We start from the raw sequence: 17,993 nt of genomic DNA, 5'->3' as shown, positions 1-17,993 counted from the left end.
CTAACTTGAATTAAGATTTAGTTTTAATGTATTAAAAGGAAAAGTATGTTTTTAGATTTAACTGTAAATAAAGAGCTTAATGTTTATTCGTATTTAGTTGGCGGGATCAGCCCTCGGCCTATCGCATGGATAAGTACATTAAGTAGCGACGGTGTGGCTAATATTGCTCCTTACTCATTTTTTACAGTAGCGAGTTGTAACCCACCAATATTGAGTGTGACGCAAGTAAATCCACGCGATAAACTAAGCAAAGATACATTAATTAACTTATTAGCGACTAAAGAATGTGTGATTAACATTGTGAGTCATGAGCAGGTTGAAAAAATGAATCAAAGCTGTGCTAATTATCCTAGTGATGTTAGTGAGTTTGATGCTGCAAATATAACTAAAATTGATAGCCAAATGGTCGCAGTGCCGAGTGTTGCTGATTCAAAAGTACGCTATGAGTGTAAGCTACGTGAAGTTATTACTATTTCAAGCGAGCCTGGCGGCGGACAAATGATGTTGTTAGACATAGTGGGTATTTGTGTTGACGATGAAGTGTTTGTTGACGGTTATATTGACCCAACACTTTTAGATGCGGTAGGTAGAATGGGTGGAGATTACTATGCAACCACTAAAGACAAATTTATACTTAAACGACCACAAATCTAGTTTTATGTTTATTCTTCCTTAGTTTGTGCACAATGTTTGCACTTTTACTTGTTAACTTTGTTTTATTAAACGTTAAAGTAAAGGTTCAAGCATTGAAAACACTTTTTAAAACAAAAGCCTCTAATGTAACTAAGTTATTTGCGTTAAGTGCGCTTTGTATCGCTTTAAGCGCATGTAACAGCGATTCTACAAGTACTACAACAGACGGCGAGACAGTCAGTAATAGTGCTTCAACGGTTGACGCCGGTATTGACCAAACTGTTAATGCGGGCGATACCGTTTATTTAATTTCAACAGTTGAAGATGATGGCGAAGTATCCGTTAGCTGGTCACAAACATCAGGCACTACCGTTAGCTTATCTTCAAGTACTGCAACGTCTACTGAGTTTGTTGCACCTGAAGTTTTAACCGATGAAGCACTTGTATTTGAAATCAGTGCAGATGACGGCACAAACGATGTCGTTGTAGATACCGTTATAGTTAATGTTATTGCTTCATCAGACTCAGACTCAGGCTCAGATAGTGGTGCAGTTGATAATAGTGCAAAACTTACCAGCTGGTTAATTAACAACGATACAACCTCCACTTATATACAAAACAATGGCGCAGTGGTTGAAGATGTTCAATCAGTTGAGGTTGTTACTGTTTCTGAGGAAGATGCTGACGTTGAATACATGTATGTGCAAACAACTGACATTCCTAAATATGGCGTAACGCTTACACAAGACCAAGTAGACGCGTTAAATAACCGCCCGCGTGCAGCTACCGATTTTTATAACGGTGTAACCTCAGCAGCAGTAGGGCAAACCATTTCGTTTGGTGAAGATATTGGCTATAACAGCAGCACTGAAAACTGTGATGACACAGGCGGCGCAGGCTATTGGCCTCCAGGACCAGGTTGCCCGACAGAACAAACAGTTGAGGCGTATTTTCCGATAACACCTACCGATTTATCTGACACTGAAACGTGTGAAACAGGTTTAGGTACAGTTGGCTTAATGGTTAATGGCACCAGTATATTTAACTGGGGCGATGGTATGAGCTACGGTAATAATATTTGGTATACATTAGCGCCCATTGCTGAGCAATACGATGTTGATGTGTGTGGCGGACATGCTGCTAACGGTGAATATCATCACCATTTTTATACTAGTTGCTTAGCTGATTTACTTGAAGATGATGGCGATGCGCATTCACCTATTTATGGGTTTGCAGCTGATGGCTATCCGCTTTATGGTCCTTATGAAAGTAACGGTCAACTTGCATTAAGCGGCTGGGAAATGCGTGATTATGGCGCGTCAGAAAGTGAAGGTGGTTGTGGTACTGAAGGTGAGCGAAGCTGTACTTTAGTCGATCAATACGATGTTAGCCAAGGCACACAAACAAGTGATGCAGGTCCTGCTATTGGCGCAGAAGTAACGACGCTCTCTGGTAATACATTAAATGCCGACGATGGTTATTACTTTGAAGATTTCTACTACGCACAAAAAACAGTAACCGGTGCTCAATTAGATGAGCATAACGGCCACGATACTAACGATGGCAAGGGTTATCACTACCATATAACACTAACGTTAGACAGTGATGGTAAATTACAGCCTTCTTTTCCTTATCAAATAGGGCCTCGTTTTAAAGGTCAATTAGCCGATAATTCAATTGGTCGCTGTGATACGGGCGAAACAATGGGTCCACCACCGGGAATGTAAGGAGTAACTATGCGTTATTTTAAATACGCATTGATCCTAACTACTGCTGTGCTATTGAGCTTTAAGCTCTTTGCGCAGCAGGAAATGATGGATCATAGCCATATGCCTATAGCAGTGCCAAGTGATACGCCAATCCCGGCATTAAGCCTTAAGTTATTAAAAGATAGTATGTCGGGTTATAACTTAATTTTAGATACTCAGCGCTATGATTTATCTGTACCCCCTGAGGGCGCAATGAACATGCAGCAAATGATGAGCGTTACTACAAACGATGACACGGGCTTTTTACAAGGTCATGCTCATTTATATATAAATGGGGTTAAAATACAGCGAATTTACGGACATGCATTGCATTTACCTGCTAACTTATTTAAAAGTGGTATAAATACCGTATCGGTTACTTTAAATAATCATGGTCATATGTATTGGACCGCTCAGGGCAAAAAAATAGTTGCTACGCTGTATGTTAACGATCAAACCAAAGAGTTTATAACATACCGATTTGAAAGCTTTCCTAGCAAGGTTGAAAACACGCATTAATGAAAATTCATAATAAACTTTTTTTAATACTATTTAGTTTTACCTTTAGTGTTATTGCAGGGCTAGTAGTACTTATACAATGGAGTATAGGGCAAGGCGTAATTGATTTTGTTAATGCAAAAGAAGTAAAAGCGCTTGAACCACTTGTTGTGCAACTTGCAAAGCAATACGAAAAAACCCCCTCATGGGAACGTGTTGTTGGCAATGGCGAAAATTTTAGAAAACTTGTTGAATCTCAGCTAGAAAATAGCCAGTTTTTACCTAGGCCACCAGAAGGTCCAGGCCCCAGAGGGGGAATGATGCGACGGCCGCCACCCGATCATATTCGTTTAGGGGGAGAGCGCCGCCTACCACCTGAAAATATTGCTCACTACGCTTTGCTTGATGAAAATAAGCAGCGAGTAGTGGGTAGATACCTCAGCGATTTAAAATATATAACAACCCCAATTACAGTGAGCGATAAAACAGTGGGTTACTTAGCTGTATCTAAAAGAGATAGCTTGGTTGATGGTTATGAGCTTGATTTTTTACAACAGCAAACTAACTATTTATGGTTTATTGCATTAGCTGCGGTACTGCTTACGTTACTTGTTACCTTTTTATTATCTCGCCACTTAGTTAGCCCTGTAAAGCAAATTGCAAATGGTATGCATCGCTTAACACAAGGGAATTACGAGACCAAACTTACGCTTGAGCGAAAAGACGAATTAGGCCAATTAAGCGAAGATTTTAATACGCTTGCATTTACACTCGCTAAAGACGAGCAAGTACGTAAACGCTGGCTTGCTAATATTTCTCATGAGCTTAGGACGCCAATGAGCATTTTACTCGGTGAACTTGAAGCTATGCTACTTGGCATACGCGAACCGAATACAAAAAATATAAGTTCGGCTAACGATGAAGCTTTGCATTTAAAACGCTTAATAGACGACTTACATATGCTCAACAGCGCAGAGTTAGGGGGAATGCACTACACTATGCAACCTACTGACATGGCGTTACTATTAAGCACTGTAGAGCAAAAGTATCAGGCTATACTTGAACAACATAATATAAAAATTTATCTACTAAATAGCGCTAAACATATAACTGTACAAGCAGATAAAACGCGCCTTTTACAGCTACTCGATAATATTTTAATGAACGCGGTACATTATGCTCAATGCACAACTATTTCATTAACGGCTAGTAATATAAGCATTAAAGGGCAAACCTACTTAGAGCTTATAATTGAAGATAATGGCGTAGGTGTAGATCAGTCGCATTTATCGCATTTGTTTGAGTATTTATATCGAGTAGATAGCTCGCGTAATCGTCAAGAGGGCGGTTCAGGCTTAGGTTTGTCTATTTGTCAGCATATAGTTAAAGGACACAAAGGTGAAATAGCCGCTGAAAAAGCCAGTTTAGGCGGCCTTGCTATTATTATTAGGCTACCAACTATTTAGCTTTAGTTGATTCACAAAAAATACGTAACTTGAACTTTGTTTGATATGGTATTTTTATCCTAATTTTGGATTACTAATAACAGAGAACTCTATGAGCGAACAAATACTGATTGTAGAAGATGAAGTAAAGCTAGCTAACTTAATGAGTGACTTTTTAAGTAGCCATCATTTTGTTACTCATCAAATACATCACGGAAATGAAGTATTACCTTGGCTTGAAATTAACAGGCCGAGCGTAATTTTGCTCGACATAATGCTACCAGGTCAAAGTGGTATTGAATTGTGTAAAGCAATCAGGCGCTTTTCAAATGTGCCTATTATTATGGTATCGGCAAAAGTAGAAGAAATAGATAGATTACTTGGGCTTGAATTAGGCGCAGATGATTATATTTGTAAGCCGTTTAGTTATGCTGAGCTGGTGGCGCGAGTTAAAGCTATTTTGAGGCGCCTCAATAGCGAAGAGCCAAAAGCAACGGTTATGCAACTTGATGAAAGCACCTACACTGTAAAATTTAAAACCAGTTGTATTGAGCTTACTAACTTTGAGTTTCAGTTATTTAAACCTTTGTTTAATAACCCTAACCGTATTTATTCGCGCGATAGCTTAATGGATACAATGTACGCCGATCAGCGTATTGTAAGCCACCGTACTATTGATAGCCATATTAAAAAGTTGCGTAAAAAACTAGATGAAGTGACACAAACTGAAAGTGTTATTCAGTCTGTTTATGGGGTTGGCTACCGATTTGTGCACCCGCAGTAAGAGGTATTAGTAAGCTATGACGATGAGCTATTCATCATCGTCAGCATTTTTAATTCGCTCTAAGCGGTCAAACTCTTCGTATTCGGCAGCTTGAATTTCATCAAGAATAGAATCTACATCGGCAAGTTCGTCACTGTCTTCAAATTCACCTGTAAGCGTTGAATTAGGCGTTAAATTGGCCTCTTCAAATAATGCCCACATTTCTTTAGCGTATTGAGTTTTTAGTATGCTTGGCGCAAATTCACCATAGTAGCGGCGTATGTTATTTACATCGCGTGCAAACATAGCTTGTGCACTGTTATTTGCTGAAGCGTTAACTGCTTGCGGTAAATCTATAATTACAGGGCCGTTATTATCTACAAGTACATTAAATTCAGATAAATCGCCGTGTATTATACCTGCGCAAAGCATAAGCTTAATGTAATGCATCATGAGTTTATGCTGCTCAATCGCTTGCTCTTCACTAAAAACGACATGTCCAAGTTGAGGGGCTACGTTACCATTCTCGTCCGACACAAGCTCCATAAGCAGCACGCCATCAATACAAAAGTAAGTATCAGGAACACGTACACCCACGCCAGCTAAACGAGATAACGCATCAACTTCGGCATTTTGCCAAATCTCTTCTTCTAATTGACGGCCATAGCTAGAACGTTTACCCATAGCACGCGCTTGGCGTCCACCACGTACTTTTCGGCCTTCTTGGTATTGTGCCGCTTTTTTAAAGCTACGTTTAACCGCGTCTTTATACACTTTCGCACAGCGAATGTGCTCACCACAGCGGACAATAAATACATCGGCTTCTTTACCGCTCATTAGTCGGCTTATAACTTCGTCAATAAGGCCATCATCAACAAGGGGTTGTAGGCGTTTAGGTATTTTCACAGATTGCCTGCTAAGTAGGGTTGGTTATTAATCATTATTTATGAAAGTGCTCTGTATTTGTTTGTTTAATTGGCTCAAGCAGTATATCAGCTTTGAGAATTAAGGGCAGTAACACTACTGCCTGAGAGTAATTAATCGTATTATTTTATTAGCTTATATATTGATTGCAAAGCAATCAACCAGAACTTTTTAAATAAGTATTTAGATTACTATTTTTTATTAAAATAATTTATTACTTCCTCATTATTTGCACATTGTTTGCGTTTTTAAAGCGTAAGCTTAGTTTAATTCTTAAATACGAGGTTATTACTATGAAGCATTTTTCAACTCTTGCCACTGTGGCAATATTATCTATTGCTTTTTCAGCTAATGTAGCTGCTCGAGGCGGTGACAATCCTCCTGAAAAACCTGACTTCTCAACTATTGATACTGATGGTGATGGCGTAATTAGCTTTGAAGAGTTTAGTGCTAAAAAACCGCCACACGGCGATGCACAAACAATTTTTGATTCTATAGATGCCGATGGTAATGGCGAAATTAGTGAACAAGAACTTAGCGATCATAAACCACCTCGTCGTGAACGCTGAAAGGATACTAAAATGATTAATAGTATTAACAGTAGTTCTGCGAGTTTTATGTCGCAACAAAGTAGTCAGGCTGCAAAACTAACAACAGAGCAAAGCGATTTTGTTAAAGAAACGCTTGCAGAGTTTGACGCTGAAAACTTAACCGAAGAAAACGCGCAAAGTATTCAAGCGGCATTTAAAGAACAAGGTATTGAACCAACAAAAGAGCTTGCTGATTTAATGAGCGAACTTGAGTTTGATGCTAAAAGCATTGGTGATGCAGGACGAGTGGAAGGCCAAAGACCGCCACCGCCGCCACAGAACTCATTAGAATCAGTAGATACAGACGAAGTAGTCAGCTACTTAGATGAGCTATTAACTGAGTATTCAAGCCAGTTGTCTGATGAAGATAAAGAATCAATCCTTGCATCAGTGCAAGAGAAGTTTGGTTTAAGTGAAGGCGATTCACTGCTAAATGTAACTGCTTAGGTGTTATAACTTAGAGTAAAGCTGACTGTTACTCGAAAGTCTTAAGTCCAAAGCCCAACGGTTAACTCTGTTGGGCTTTTTTATTGGCTTAATTTAAGCGTGTTTCTATTTTGCTGGTGCCATCTTCTTCGGTAAATTTAAATACAAAATCTTTTTTACCGTCTTGGTTTATGTCTACCAGAAGAATATCTTTATTATTTTTAGGCAGCGTTAGTTTTAATTTTTTACGTTTATCATTTAGCAGTGAGTCTTGCTCTCCGTAATAAATATACAGCGTTTTTTTACTGTATTTGTATACTGCGTCAATATAGCTGTCGCCGTTAATATCACCTAAATATAGGGCTGGCTCGGAATCATCGCCGTTCATTCCTACTTCCATTTCTAAATCAAGTTCGATACTCGATTTATTGGCAAATGAGCCGTCGGGTTGCTGCTTATAAATGTTCATTTCTACATCTACATCAGTACTGCCACCGCCCAATGCCATAGACGCAATAGTACCTAAGCCAATATCTAAATCCATTTTTTGTAAATCAATTAAGCCATCATTATTAAAATCAGTTTTGAGCAATAACTCACTAGGGCCTTGTGTTTCAAATAAGGTAATGGGCGTATTACTAAAGCCTTTAGCACTTCCTAGGTACAAAGTATGTGCTATTTTTATATCTAACGAATCCATACCTTGCGTTGGCTTAAACTGTCTAGTTGTAAAATCTAGAAATCCGTCGTTATTAATATCAATAATTTGCTTTATTTTGCGAGTTTCGCCATTGCTTAGCTCGCCTAATTCGATGTTAAAATCAATTGAGGTGAGCTTTTGCTCAAAGCCTTCTGAATTAGCAAGTAGTACATCTGCTCCAAAGTCATTTGAAAAAACCAAGTCGCTTAACCCGTCGTGGTTAAAATCAATAACAACGGGTTTATTGTTAATATTAACTTCTAGAGAAAGCCCTTTTCCTGAAAAGCTGCCTTCATACATAGGTGTTTGTTTAAATTTGTTAGGCTTAAAGCTGCCATCTTTATTTTGAATGTATAAAGTACTGCTTGCTAACCCAGGGATGAAAATATCGCTTAGACCGTCGTTGTTGGCATCGAAGACAAAGTCTACTTTTTCAAATTTATCTATTTTTAATTGATTTAGAACCGACTCATAATTAAACAATAGTGTTGGTTTACCAGCATGGGCTTTGTATACGCCATCACTTGTTAGTACGAGTGCTTGTTTATCGGTAATGTTAGCAAGTGTAGCCACATCAAACCCGATGGCATTTTTTGGTAAAGCAAGTTCACTACTTAGTGATGTGAGTAAATTGATGGCTTCTAATTGTTTTGATTCTTTATTATATGCAAATAAAATCTCTGAATCGGTTGATACTAATTCATCCGTTGTTTTTATTGCCATTGTTTGAGCTATAGCGCTAATGGGGGTAAGTAAAGTGATGAGTGAATAGCAAAGTGGTTTTATCATGCAAATCCCTTTTTTATATTTAGTTGTATCGTTACATTTTTATTATTCACTTATATAAGCAACATCAGCGCACAACTTAACGTAGGGTCCAGCGCTGGCGGTTTGCTAATTAGCGTAAATTTAAACGTAATACACTTATGTAAGTTGGTTTATATTTAGCCTACGCTAATAACTATGTACTGGGTGTAAGTAATTGTAAGATTATGTTTTAAGAAGGGCTTGTTGACCTTTCAGGATTGAACTTTGTTCAACCCAAGGAAGATTTAATCGCGGCGCGAGGTTTGTAACCTAGTAACAAAGAGTCAATCTCCCCTAGGCAGAACCCTTCGGGCAGCGAATGTTTGGCATTTATGCTGCGTTATCGCCTATTTATGGGGAATAACCACACTACATAGGCTCTGCATTGCCTAAATACCAAACAGTCTGCTGCAAATTTAACCTCGAAAGATAAACAAGCCCTAATAAGAAAGGTAGTGCAAAACTCATATGGCAGTTAAGCGCTTTTAGCGGGTTTTGGTTATCAACGGCACAGCTTATTTTGCTCATTTAAATAAGCATCTACAAAATCTACTTCCATCGGTTTTGAAAAGTAATAACCTTGCAGGTGAGATACACCAATATTAGTAAGCGTGTTTGCTTGTTCAATAGTTTCAACGCCTTCGGCAACAACAGTAAAATCTAAAGATGAGGCCATTTGTACAATTGCATGAATAATACTTAACCCTCTTTTATCCATATTTTGAATAAAACTTCTGTCTATTTTTACTATATCTACACCAATATCAAGCATGCTTGATAGTGATGAGTAGCCAGTTCCAAAATCATCAATTGAAATACAAAAGCCTTGTTTTTGTAGTGCTTTCACGGCTGTCAAAAATGTGAGTTTATCTTCGGCAAATACTGATTCGGTAATTTCTATATGCAGATCTTTAGGCTCTACTTGGTGATTGTTTACTATTTTTAATACCTTAGTTACAAAATTTGGATCTTGTAATTGTATTACCGATACGTTCACGCTTACTGCAATTTTTGTCGGTAAATGGTTGAATTTATTTGCTTGTATACATGCTTGTTCTATGACCCAGAGGCCCATTTGGGTTATTAAACCGTATTGCTCGGCAATAGTTATAAACTCATCAGGGAAAATATTTTCACCGTCTAGTTGCCAGCGTAATAATGATTCGAAAGAGGTTACTTTTGATGTTTTGCTATCTACAATTGGCTGAAATACTAGTCTTAAACTGTTTTCTTCTATGGCACTGGCTAGGCGTTGACTCAACAGGTACTCTCTTTCTTGTTTTAATTTGAGTGAATCGTTATAAATATTGATATTACCTTTAGCCATGCGTTTTTGGTGATACATTGCAATATCAGCAGAGCGAATTAAGGTATTTAAATCACTCCCGTGCTCAGGGTACATGGCCATTCCAATAGTTGCTGATACCCATTTTTGATATTTATATGTTTCATGCTCGGCGCTAATGCTTTGAAGCACTTTATTAGCAAACTCGATAAGCTCAGTTTGGCTTTGATACGTTGCTAAAATTAAAAACTCATCTCCGCCCCAACGGCATTTATAGAGTTGTTGGTTGCATACATTACTAATTCTCAGTGCTATTTCTTTTAATACTTTATCGCCTACTTTGTGACCCAACGAATCGTTGATTTGCTTAAAACCATCTAAATCTACAAATAATAAAGCAAAGGGTTCTTTAGGGTTATCTGCTAGTTGTTTGTTTGCATTTTTTAAAAATGCGGTGCGGTTTAATAGATTTGTGAGTGGATCGGTATTCGATAAGCGGTAAATTTCTTCAGTGCGTTGTTCGACCTTGTTTTCCATTTCATTAAGCAGCTCTCTGTTTTGGTTTTTGAGCTTGATTGCACTGTGTGTAAATGTGGCTGATTTGTACGAAGAGGCAATCATGATTGTGGCAAAAGTTAAACCTAATAACCCCAATACGTGTTGGTAGTGATCGTTTGAAAGCGCTAGCAAAAAAGAGTAGGGCGCCAATAAAGTAAAACTATATAGAACAGCGGTAAAACGACTTCCAGACAGCAAATTTGCAGAGCCACCGGCAAGCGCCGATAAAATAGCAATGGTCGTAGTAACTTCCACCGTAGATGAAGTGCTATGAAACCAAAGAGCATAACCACACCAAGACACGGCTGTTGATATACAGCCAATAGCAAAGCGATTTAGATAAGAATGTGTGTTGTAAGGTTGGCGAGAATTTTGAGCTTTCAAAAAAAGCCCTACATCAATAATACGTAAAGTAAGCACGCACATCATTATGCCTAACCAGACTACTTTATCGTGGTTAGTTTTCTCATTAGTTATATCAAAAGCAAATACTAAAGCAACGCTGACTAGTACAGAGACTGCAATTCCGGAAATAGCATTCGAGTATAAAATTTTGAGCGCTTCTTTTCGCTCATTATTACTTAAATTGTTATATGGCACTAATTAAAACCTTTTTCAAAAACAACCCCTAGGAAATTAAGTAAACCATTTAGCAAATTACACTAATGCAATACTGGTAATACAAAGAGCTTAATAAGCCTTTACGCAGCTAAATAAAACTTTAATGTAAAGTAAATATAGTTTATGGGAGGGATAAAAAAAGTTTAAAAAGTAAAAAGGCCCAAAATAAATATTTATTTTGAGCCTTAAAATTATCAAGCAGGTTAAAGTGTTAACGACTTTACTTGCTGTTCTATAGATTTAACCTTCGAAATCGCTATCGTTATGGCGCTCTGCCATTTGCTCTTCTTCAGGACCCCATGTGCGATTTACGCGACGACCACGCTTTACTGCGGGGCGCTCTGATATTTGCGTAGCCCAGCGTACAACATGGGTGTATGAGGCAACATCTAAAAACTCTGCTGCATCATATAAAGCTCCAAGCACTAACGATCCGTACCACGGCCAAATTGCAATATCGGCAATTGAGTATTCATCACCTGCCATGTATTCATTTTCGCTTAAATGGCGATTTAACACGTCAAGCTGGCGTTTAGTTTCCATGGTAAAACGGTCAATAGGGTATTGCATTTTACTTGGTGCGTAGCTATAAAAATGACCAAATCCGCCACCTAAGTAAGGCGCTGAGCCCATTTGCCAAAATAGCCAGTTACGACACTCAGTTTTAGCTTTTAAATCTTTAGGTATGAGTACATCAAATTTCTCAGCCAAATACTGTAAAATAGAACCAGATTCAAAGATGCGAGTAGGCGGCGTGGTTGAATGATCCATTAGCGCTGGGATTTTTGAGTTTGGATTAATATCAACAAAGTCAGATCCAAACTGATCGCCATCACCTATGTTTATTAAATATGCGTCGTAGTCTGCATCGGTGCAACCAAGCTGTAAAAGCTCTTCAAACATGATAGTCGCTTTTTGGCCATTAGGTGTCGCAAGAGAATAAAGCTGAAATGCGTGCTCACCAATAGGTAGAGTTTTGTCATGAGTCGCGCCTGCAATTGGGCGGTTAATCCTGGCAAACTTACCGCCACTTTCACTTTCCCACGTCCATACTTTTGGTGGCGTGTATTCGTTTTTATCACTCATAAATAACCTCTGTTAGATGAAATACATATATGGTAAATGTGGCCATAAAAAATTAATTAAGGGCCCTAATACTTAATTTACCGACCTTTTAATTTATCGGCTTTTGCTAATCTATAACCTAAAAACAATCCGCTTAGCGCTCCAAATAAATGGCTTTCAAACGATACATGATAGCGCTGGGGTAAAACACCCCATATAAAACCGCTATAAAGTATAGCCACTACAACAGCAATTATAATTGATTTTAATGAGCGTCTTACTAAGCCGTAGCATAGAATAAAGCCCCATAAACCATATATAACACCGCTTAAACCAACATGTATGTTACTGCGCCCAAATGCCCAAACTAACAGTCCACCAACTAGAGCGGTAAAAATAAATACGTTATAAAAACGTTTTACGCTGTACTGGCAAATTAGCCAGCTTAATACTACAAATGGGATCATATTACTGGCAAAGTGCCACCAGCTACCATGTAAAAAAGGTGCGCATAGTATGCCAATTAAGCCTTGGATACTGCGTGGATATATGCCTAAACCATTAAGATTTATGCCAGGTAGACTATTGATCACCTGTAGTACGAAGCAAATAACAACAATACTAAATATTGCGAAACGGGTACTCGTTAGTAATGACAGTGTGGTTGGCTTGGTTGCCATATAATCGCCCTAATTGACTTTAAGAGTTGCCAGTATAGGAATTGTATTTGCTAATGAAAAGCAATTAAAAAAGCACAGCATAAAATGCTGTGCTTAATTTTAATTATTACTCACTATTAACCTAATTTAGTTAATAGTTTTTTTGCAGCTAGTTCAGAGCTTGCTGGGTTTTGGCCGGTAATTACTAAACCGTCTTCTAGTGCTAATACACCCCAGTCGTCAGTTTTTTGATAATCGCCACCTTTTCTAATTAGCTCGTCTTCAACTAAAAATGGCACGATATCGGTAAGTTGCACTGCAGCTTCTTCAGAGTTAGTAAAACCAGTTACTTTTTTACCCGCTACTAATGCATTGCCATCAGCATCTTTAACATTTAAAAATGCAGCACTTGCATGACATACCGCAGCAACAGGCTTTTGCTCTTTTACAAAGCTTTCGATAAGTGAGATTGAATCAGTGTTGTCAACTAAGTCCCATAATGGACCGTGACCGCCTGGGTAAAATACAGCATCAAAATCGTTAGATTTTACTTCACTCAACACTTTAGTGTTTGCCATAAGGGTTTGCGCTGCGCTATCTGCGTCATAACGTTTTGTTGCATCTGTTTGAAAATCGACAAGCGTACTTGTCGGATCAATGGGTGGTTGACCGCCAGCTGGAGACGCTAATGTTACTTCAACGCCTGCATCAACAAATGCATAATAAGGGGCTGCAAATTCTTCTACCCAAAAACCTGTTTTTTCGCCAGTGTTACCAAGTTCTGCGTGAGATGTAAGAACCATAAGTATTTTTTTAGACATTGAATATATTCCTTCTGATGATTTGAATTAGTTTATCTTGCTTACCAATTACTATATGCACTAAAAGAGTTTTAAACAACGATGATAAATTTAACTTTATTGATTTAATAATTGATACAATAGAGGGGTTGAATTTAAAACACGCTACGGAGCACATATGAAGGTGTCGTTTGAGCAGTTAAAGAGCATGGTCGTATTTGCGCAAATTGTAGAGCAGGGCAGTTTAACTGCTGCCGCTAAACAGCTAGGATTTACGCGAGCAGTAGCAAGTTATCATTTAAAAAAGTTAGAAACCCAACTTGAAGTCACTTTATTAAATCGCTCAACTCGTACCATGGCGCTAACTGAGGCGGGCATTGCTTATTATGAGCGTTGTAGAATAATTACCGAACAAGCTAATGCGGCTAATCAGCAAATAGAAAATATAAAGAGTGAGCCACAAGGTTTACTTAAAATTAGCTGCCCTGTGAATGTGGGAATGCAGCTAATTGTGCCCGCAATAAATACGTTTAAGCGCCAATACCCTAAAATTAAAATAGACTTACAGCTTACTGACGATGTGGTTGATATTATTAAAAATGGGTTCGATTTTGCAATTAGGGGTGTGGCACTGAGTGACTCCAACTTGCAAGCAACCAAGCTTACTACAATGAGCACTTGTATTTGTGGCGCGCCGGATTACTTTACACATTTTGGTAAACCTAAAACGCCTTTAGAATTGGCAGATCATCAATGGGTGGTTTATCAGCTAGGAAGTAAAACGTTAACACTTTCAAAAGATGGCAAAAAACACGACATTGCAATGCAAGGCGCCTTAAGTACTAATAACGCAGCTGCACGTACTGCCTTTGTAGAAGCGGGGCATGGCATTGGGCGTATACCGCTTTACGATGCGTGGCCTAAAGTACAAGCTGGGCTACTTGAAATAATATTAGATGATTATAAAAGCAAAGATATTGAACTGTACGGAGTATTTCCGCCAGGGGCTGCGGGTTCTAAAAAACTACGATTATTTATTGATTACCTAAAAGCATATTTTGTAAAACAGCATACCGCCTTGGGTATGCTGAAAAGCGTTTAATTCTTTTCGCTTTTAAAATATTTATAAAGCATTTATAAAATACTTATAAAGTACGGCTAAACAATGCAACCGCTTGTTGATACATATTAATTGCAAGGGCTGCATCGTATCGCTCACCTTCATCACGCATAAAGGCATGCTGGGCGTTAACTTCTTGCCATTGGTAATTAATGCCAGTGCTTACGCATTGCTGGTATATTTTAGTGCGACCTTCTTGTGGCACATGCGGGTCTTGTTTACCCCATATAAAGTGAATTTCGCCTTGTATATCAGCCATGCGTTCAAATGAGTTATTACCTGATTTTGCCGGTAATGTGTCGCTGTGAATATCAGTCGCGTATAAGCAAAAAGCCGCTTTAATTTCAGGGTTAAGCGCCGCTCTATAAGCTAAATGCCCACCAATACATACGCCCATTGCGCCTACTGTACCTGTGCAATAGCTTTGTTGTTTTATAAAATCGATCATGGCTTGCGTGTCACTATCATGATGCTCAAGTGGCTTTGCCCACTTATCGGCATTGCCTTTGTCTTTACCTGTATCATCGTAAGCAAGCACAGTGCCTATAGGATTTAACTCGTGAAACACTTCAGGCACTAATACTACAAAGCCATGGCTTGCTAAAATAGCCGCGCTGCGTGCAATAGGTGCAGTTTGCTGAAAAATTTCAGAATAAAAAATAATAGCAGGGAATTGCCCTTGCGCCTGAGGGCGATATACGGTTGTTCGCATTAAACCTGTAGGTGTTGGCAAGTCTGCGTTATGTTGTTGAATTATCATAAAAGCGCTCAGTTAAATAAAATTATATATAATGATATGGTAACTGAGCGCGATAAAATAAACGACTTTTGTTGTCGAATATTTATACCAACCTGCATAAATCTTTGATCAATTTAACGAATTAAATTTCACTATAACGTCGTTAAAAATTTTTTATTTAGAACAACTAGATAAAAAATTTTTGCCTAGTTCTAGCGTAATTTTCTTAACGTTAAATAGACCCCATATATAAGCAGATTGGTATTAAATACTTGCAGGCATTTTATTACAACTAGCGTAATAACTTACGGTAGCCGGCCAATCTGAAAATATAGCCATTACACCCACGTCCTTTGCGAGTACATCAACGACCGTCATCATGTCGCCATCGTTATCTATAACATCAGCAATTGATTGATAGTAATAACCACCACCTTCATTAAGCGGACCTGAGCGCTCAAGGCTCCATGCAATAAGCTCTAAACCTGCTGCTTTTGCGTCAATGGCGTATTGTGATGGCACTATATTACTTTCGCTGTTTATTGTTAGCATCATCCAAATTGGAGGCGCTAAAATTTTAACGCCATCGGCAACAAGCTCATCCATGCTAGGTTGCCATGTTTGCGGGTTGTTTGGATCAAATCCTGCTTCGCTGTCGCGACCATCTAGGTATACGCTTTTATCTGCAAAATCAGGGTTGGTATTAATCCAGTATTTTACGTCATTAAGATTAAACGACTGCGGATAAACTTTTGAGGCTGGCACACCCATTTGTGTGTATTCGTCTAGCATTTTTTGCGCGTATTGCTCTTGGGTCATTCCATTAAATGGCATACTTACTTGCGGCGATTTAAGTTCTGGGGTCATTTTTACGCCCATCTCATTAAACAATGCAATACTTTGTTTATGGGTCATCAATGTGCCGTTGGTGGCATATAAATCAGTGCGCCAACTTGGTGTACCATCCATGTAATCGGCAACGGTAGTTGCATTAGTGTTTGCCCCATCCATTTTACCTTCAAGGGTTAAAAATTCCGCTAAGCTTATATCGCTGGTACAACATTTTGCAGAAGCAGCAATACCGTTAGCGGGGTCTGCTGGTGTAAATGGTACACTGCATTTAGCTGCAAGCTCAGGAATGGCTAAAATATTAGTTGTGGTGTGTAAGTCGCATTGGGAGTGGCGACATACTAGTTCTTTATCGTTTGTAAATGTAACATCGCATTCAACAATGCCTGCGCCCATTCTAGCTGCAGCAATGTAGGCTTCTTTGGTGTGCTCAGGATATTGCATTGATGCACCGCGATGACCAATAGAAAAGTCGGTGCGGTAAAAAGGACCTTCACTGCATGACTCTAATTGTGTTTTTAAAGCGCTGTCGCTCATATCATTGACTAAATAATATGGACGAGTGCCTAGTTGAATATCTGGCGCATCACCGTTTGGTACTTCTACAATAACAGGCGTAGGTACTTCAACAATCTCAACTTCGGTGTTGGTAACAACCACTTCTTTTTCTATTATTTCTACATCGTCGTCGCAGCCAGCAAGTGTGGCTAACAATATACAGCCTGTAAGTAAGGTAATACGTTTCATTGTTTATCCTTAAAAAGTAAAATTTGTACTACCTTAATGATTATTAATGACAATTTAGCTACAAGTTTATTAATTTACTTTTTTATTAAGCATTTGATTCACTAATAATGCACCTAACATTATAGCTGCACCAATACTTAACCTAACTATGTCAGCGTCTCTGTTCCAAATAAGCACGTTAACAATAATCCCTGCTGGGATAAGTAAGTTATTCATGACTGCCAGAGCTCCAACGTTAACGAGTGTTGCGCCTTTATTCCACATAAAGTAACCAAGGCCTGATGCAACAACCCCTAAATAAATCAATATGCCCCACTGAGTAGAAGTGGTTGGTAATTTATTTGAATTACCAAATAATGCATAGCAAATTGTGGCAATAATAAGTGCGCCTATAAAAAACCATCCAAATATGGTTTTATCATCAAGCTGATTGTTCATCATTAAGCGTTTATAGGTTACTTGGCCTACAGCAAAACTTATGTTCGCACCTTGAACTAATAATAAGCCAATTATGAAATTGCTATTTAGGTTTTCGTAACGAATGGTAATTGCACCAATTACAGCAATAAGTGCGATTATAAAAAAGCGTGGGTTAAAATGTTTGTTCAATGCATCATTTAGCAAGGTAATGTACAAAGGAGTCATTACTGTAAATAGCAGTACTTCGGGGACGCTTAAAAATAAAAAGGAGTGGTAGTAAAAGCTATACATAACACCAAGTTGTATAGCGCCAATCAGCATGAGCTTTAAGGCTAAAGGTTTAGGTGTTTGTTTAAACTTTAAAAATGGTAAAAATACGAGGGTTGCTAGTGCTATGCGAATTAACACACTAAACCATGCATCAACCTGACCTGCTAAATACACGCCAATTAAACTAAATGAAAATGCCCAAAGTAAAGTTACTGCAAATAAGTACCGCATAGCCGTCGTCTTTAAATAATTAATGGCAGCAGTTTATCTGTTATAAATTAATGTATAAACAATAAAAGCCCGCAAGCGGGCTTTTATAAAGTCTA

The 17,993-nt window shown here is 38.4% G+C and carries 17 protein-coding genes; 8 read left to right on the top strand and 9 right to left on the bottom strand.

The genetic code is table 11. From position 1 onward, the window contains the following. Window positions 1–45: 45 nt before the first annotated feature. The 5 genes from I6F54_RS09750 (at window position 46) to I6F54_RS09730 (ending at window position 5,108) form a co-directional block, all read left to right on the top strand. Window positions 46–654 (top strand): flavin reductase family protein, encoded by a 609-nt coding sequence (locus I6F54_RS09750; RefSeq protein ID WP_197141159.1) that lies wholly within the window; start codon window positions 46–48, stop codon window positions 652–654. 32 nt (window positions 655–686) lie between these two features. Beyond that, window positions 687–2,360, top strand: coding sequence for a YHYH protein (locus I6F54_RS09745; RefSeq protein ID WP_197141157.1), 1,674 nt, complete (start codon window positions 687–689; stop codon window positions 2,358–2,360). Between the two features lie 9 nt (window positions 2,361–2,369). Further along, entirely contained in the window at window positions 2,370–2,900 is a 531-nt protein-coding gene (locus tag I6F54_RS09740) for a hypothetical protein (RefSeq protein WP_165729021.1), read from the top strand. Next, window positions 2,900–4,345, top strand: coding sequence for an ATP-binding protein (locus I6F54_RS09735; protein ID WP_165741100.1), 1,446 nt, complete (start codon window positions 2,900–2,902; stop codon window positions 4,343–4,345). Before I6F54_RS09740 ends, I6F54_RS09735 begins: the two co-directional genes overlap by 1 nt. Window positions 4,346–4,436: 91 nt before the next feature. After that, window positions 4,437–5,108 (top strand): response regulator, encoded by a 672-nt coding sequence (locus I6F54_RS09730; RefSeq protein WP_197141155.1) that lies wholly within the window; start codon window positions 4,437–4,439, stop codon window positions 5,106–5,108. Between the two features lie 27 nt (window positions 5,109–5,135). Here I6F54_RS09730 and I6F54_RS09725 read toward each other — a convergent pair whose 3' ends face one another. Beyond that, on the bottom strand, window positions 5,136–5,993 hold the full coding sequence (locus tag I6F54_RS09725) for a PA4780 family RIO1-like protein kinase (protein ID WP_010555357.1): 858 nt from the start codon (window positions 5,991–5,993) through the stop codon (window positions 5,136–5,138). Window positions 5,994–6,304: 311 nt separating this feature from the next. On the opposite strand from I6F54_RS09725, the gene I6F54_RS09720 reads away from it, so the two are divergent. Both I6F54_RS09720 and I6F54_RS09715 read left to right on the top strand, forming a co-directional pair. After that, window positions 6,305–6,580 (top strand): EF-hand domain-containing protein, encoded by a 276-nt coding sequence (locus tag I6F54_RS09720; protein WP_007581281.1) that lies wholly within the window; start codon window positions 6,305–6,307, stop codon window positions 6,578–6,580. 12 nt (window positions 6,581–6,592) lie between these two features. Further along, entirely contained in the window at window positions 6,593–7,048 is a 456-nt protein-coding gene (locus I6F54_RS09715; RefSeq protein ID WP_165729023.1) for a hypothetical protein, read from the top strand. A gap of 88 nt (window positions 7,049–7,136) precedes the next feature. On the opposite strand, the gene I6F54_RS09710 is transcribed toward I6F54_RS09715, so the two are convergent. From I6F54_RS09710 to I6F54_RS09690, 5 genes are all read right to left on the bottom strand, one after another. Beyond that, the gene (locus tag I6F54_RS09710; RefSeq protein WP_010555359.1) at window positions 7,137–8,516 is read right to left on the bottom strand and encodes an FG-GAP repeat domain-containing protein; all 1,380 of its coding nucleotides are present in this window, start codon (window positions 8,514–8,516) and stop codon (window positions 7,137–7,139) included. A gap of 520 nt (window positions 8,517–9,036) precedes the next feature. Beyond that, window positions 9,037–10,977, bottom strand: a complete 1,941-nt coding sequence (locus I6F54_RS09705; protein WP_165729026.1) for a putative bifunctional diguanylate cyclase/phosphodiesterase — start codon at window positions 10,975–10,977, stop codon at window positions 9,037–9,039. A 261-nt stretch (window positions 10,978–11,238) separates the two neighbouring features. Beyond that, a complete protein-coding gene (gene yghU, locus I6F54_RS09700) occupies window positions 11,239–12,084 on the bottom strand; it encodes a glutathione-dependent disulfide-bond oxidoreductase (RefSeq protein ID WP_197141146.1) in 846 nt (281 codons plus the stop codon). Between the two features lie 77 nt (window positions 12,085–12,161). Next, complete coding sequence (locus I6F54_RS09695; protein ID WP_010555361.1) at window positions 12,162–12,743, bottom strand: rhomboid family intramembrane serine protease; 582 nt, start codon at window positions 12,741–12,743, stop codon at window positions 12,162–12,164. A gap of 116 nt (window positions 12,744–12,859) precedes the next feature. Then, complete coding sequence (locus I6F54_RS09690; protein ID WP_197141136.1) at window positions 12,860–13,543, bottom strand: type 1 glutamine amidotransferase domain-containing protein; 684 nt, start codon at window positions 13,541–13,543, stop codon at window positions 12,860–12,862. Between the two features lie 157 nt (window positions 13,544–13,700). Between I6F54_RS09690 and I6F54_RS09685 the strand changes: the two genes are divergently transcribed. Next, window positions 13,701–14,624 carry a LysR family transcriptional regulator gene (locus I6F54_RS09685; protein ID WP_165729029.1) on the top strand — a complete coding sequence of 308 codons (924 nt, stop codon included), beginning with the start codon at window positions 13,701–13,703 and terminating at the stop codon, window positions 14,622–14,624. A 43-nt stretch (window positions 14,625–14,667) separates the two neighbouring features. Here the strand turns inward: I6F54_RS09685 and I6F54_RS09680 are convergent, their stop codons facing one another. The 3 genes from I6F54_RS09680 to I6F54_RS09670 form a co-directional block, all read right to left on the bottom strand. Further along, the gene (locus I6F54_RS09680; RefSeq protein ID WP_165729030.1) at window positions 14,668–15,402 is read right to left on the bottom strand and encodes a dienelactone hydrolase family protein; all 735 of its coding nucleotides are present in this window, start codon (window positions 15,400–15,402) and stop codon (window positions 14,668–14,670) included. A gap of 243 nt (window positions 15,403–15,645) precedes the next feature. Next, the gene (locus I6F54_RS09675; protein ID WP_197119107.1) at window positions 15,646–16,977 is read right to left on the bottom strand and encodes a glycerophosphodiester phosphodiesterase family protein; all 1,332 of its coding nucleotides are present in this window, start codon (window positions 16,975–16,977) and stop codon (window positions 15,646–15,648) included. Between the two features lie 69 nt (window positions 16,978–17,046). Continuing rightward, window positions 17,047–17,898, bottom strand: a complete 852-nt coding sequence (locus I6F54_RS09670; protein ID WP_197101486.1) for a carboxylate/amino acid/amine transporter — start codon at window positions 17,896–17,898, stop codon at window positions 17,047–17,049. Between the last annotated feature and the right edge of the window lie 95 nt (window positions 17,899–17,993).

Origin of the sequence: Pseudoalteromonas sp. SWXJZ10B (assembly GCF_015864475.1) — a bacterium.
Taxonomy (GTDB): domain Bacteria; phylum Pseudomonadota; class Gammaproteobacteria; order Enterobacterales; family Alteromonadaceae; genus Pseudoalteromonas; species Pseudoalteromonas arctica.
This window is presented reverse-complemented; position numbering and strand designations above follow the sequence as displayed.